Source organism: Paenibacillus wulumuqiensis, from assembly GCF_000971965.1.
Lineage (GTDB): Bacteria > Bacillota > Bacilli > Paenibacillales > Paenibacillaceae > Saccharibacillus > Saccharibacillus wulumuqiensis.
The window spans coordinates 1-2,232 of sequence record NZ_LAQP01000032.1 but is presented as its reverse complement, the minus strand read 5'-3'; the positions used below and the strand labels follow the sequence as shown (position 1 = coordinate 2,232).

Sequence of the window (2,232 nt, the reverse complement as noted above, 5' to 3'; positions counted from 1 at the left end):
CGGATTCATTTTCCAATGGACTGGGTCTGGTCACTTACGAAGGGGAATGGGGCTACTTGAATACAAGCGGCGAATGGGTATACAAGCCGCAGAACTTTAATCGATAATCGGGAAGGGTGTAATCAGTGTCTAAGCGTATTGAAGTATTGGAACACACTTTGGAACAATCTCCTTATTTTGAATTTCTTTGCAGAGCTGTTGAAAGTGTAGGTTTTATTTTTGCCGACGGAATCGAGTATGTACGTCTGACAGGAAAGCCGCAACCTCAAACGACAGAGTTGATCCATGCACTCGGTTTGGAATCATCGGATATCGGAATTGTAGAGAGTAAGACGCTGCCACTAGGTAGCAAGGAAGAAGCCGATCTATGGATTGAAATGGTTGAGGAGGAGCTTTACCTTCTTTCCCAAAAGGGAACCCCGGTTTCCAAGCTGCGAATGACTACACCCAAACAACAGACTGCAGTACCTCAAGTAGAAACGCTTATTCAGCGCATTTTCATGCCACCTCTGGAGGGTACATATCCGTTATCCGATCGAATCGAATTGATTTATGGGTCTCTTTTTCAATTTCAGGAGCCACAATTCATTTGGCAAAATGAGCAGCAAGAGCTGATGGTTTTGAAATACAAGCAGGGCTATGCAGGAATGGATGTTTTGGTGACTGCAGGTCTGAGTGACCCCAATCGAGGAAGCTCAGCGCTGGAATTTGATAATGGACCTGCATCAGGATATGGTTATGAACTCATGATGTTCCTTGCTGGAGAAGAGGATGCTATGCTGCAGCGTGAATTTATTGCCTGGGTTGAGCGTACCGAGCAAACGAAAAGGCCCATTTATCAGGGAGATTATCTGGAATATGCTGAAGGCCGGATTCCGGGCCTTCCTTCTGGAGGATTTATCGTGGTGCCAGCAATTGATTTCCCGGAGGAATTTCCGGTGGCCGGCGGATTTAGCACCTTTAATACCTTGATTGCTGTAACTCCAGAAGAACTGGAAACTGCTAAAGAAGATGTGTTTATTGTAGCCGATGAGTTTTTTGAAAAAGGTTATGTTAACTATGCACCATTGCATCGATAAAATGGAAGCTTGTTAGTTTTTAGTTTGAATATATTGTTTTATACTAAAGCATGGTTGCTGAATAATGCAGCAACCATGCTTTTATGCTTTGGATTTCCGATAAGTATACTTTATGGAGCAGCTCATCAATCTGTTTGATCAACGAATGTCTCCGGTTCATATGGAATGCTCCATCCAAATTAAAGGGAAGATGACCTGGCAGACTGCTATAGGGAGATACACTGTACAAAAGGACTTCTTGCTCATGCTCATATGCTGCTGTGGTTATATTTGGAAGAGATATACTGAAAGGGCTTGAATTCGGGGTTGCAAATTCTAGATCTTATCATTAAGGAGTGAATAATATGTCTGTTCATCTTTATCGACTAAAACAAAATAATAAATATGGATTCCTAAATAAAGAAGGAGAATTTTTAATTCCCCCCATTTATTTACAGGCTGAAGACTTTAGTGAAGAATTGGCTGCTGTTACTATGGAAAATGGATATAAAGGATACATTAATAAAGAGAACAAGGTTGTCTTTCAAATTGAAGCGGATAGATTGGGGAAATTTAATAAAGAATGGGCAACTTTTATTGTATCCAGAAAAACAGGAATCATTAATCGACAAGGAGAAATAATAGTTCCCCCTATATTTGAACAAATTATGCTTAATAATAATAAAACATTTGTAGGCCAGCAGAATGGGAAAATGCGTTTATATGATGAAAAAACTAACGCAATATTAGCCTTGGAGTTTGATTACTTGGGACGGTGGAAGAATGGAGAAATGGTGGCTCGAAAGCAGGGGAAACAGGGATTGATCAGCGATAAAGGAGATGAGATAATTCCTTTTGAATTTGCTTATTGTGGATCATTTGAGGAAGGATACGCCCAAGCCTCATTAGATAACGACAAATACGGATTTATTGATAAAACAGGTGAATTCGTTATCCCCCCAACGTATTACCAGCTTTTTGACTTTAGCGAAGATCTGGCAGCATTCCGCCTCAAAACAGCAGGTAAATGGGGATTTATCAACCCCGATAACGAAGTAGTAATTAAACCCAAATTCCAGAGTGTGAGTAACTTCAGCGAAGGCATATCAGCCGTAGAGCTCAAAGACAGTTACGGGTATATTGATCGGCAGGGTAAATGGATCGTAAAGAATAT

Annotated in this window: 3 protein-coding genes; all 3 read left to right on the top strand. The window is 40.7% G+C overall.

From position 1 onward, the window contains the following. Positions 1-20: 20 nt before the first annotated feature. The gene (locus WH45_RS24275; protein ID WP_407668049.1) at positions 21-107 is read left to right on the top strand and encodes a hypothetical protein; all 87 of its coding nucleotides are present in this window, start codon (positions 21-23) and stop codon (positions 105-107) included. Between the two features lie 18 nt (positions 108-125). Further along, positions 126-1,079, top strand: coding sequence for a suppressor of fused domain protein (locus tag WH45_RS22545; RefSeq protein WP_046216683.1), 954 nt, complete (start codon positions 126-128; stop codon positions 1,077-1,079). Positions 1,080-1,423: 344 nt separating this feature from the next. Then, positions 1,424-2,232, top strand: an 809-nt coding sequence (locus WH45_RS22540) for a WG repeat-containing protein (protein ID WP_046216682.1), incomplete at its 3' end; no start/stop codon positions are given.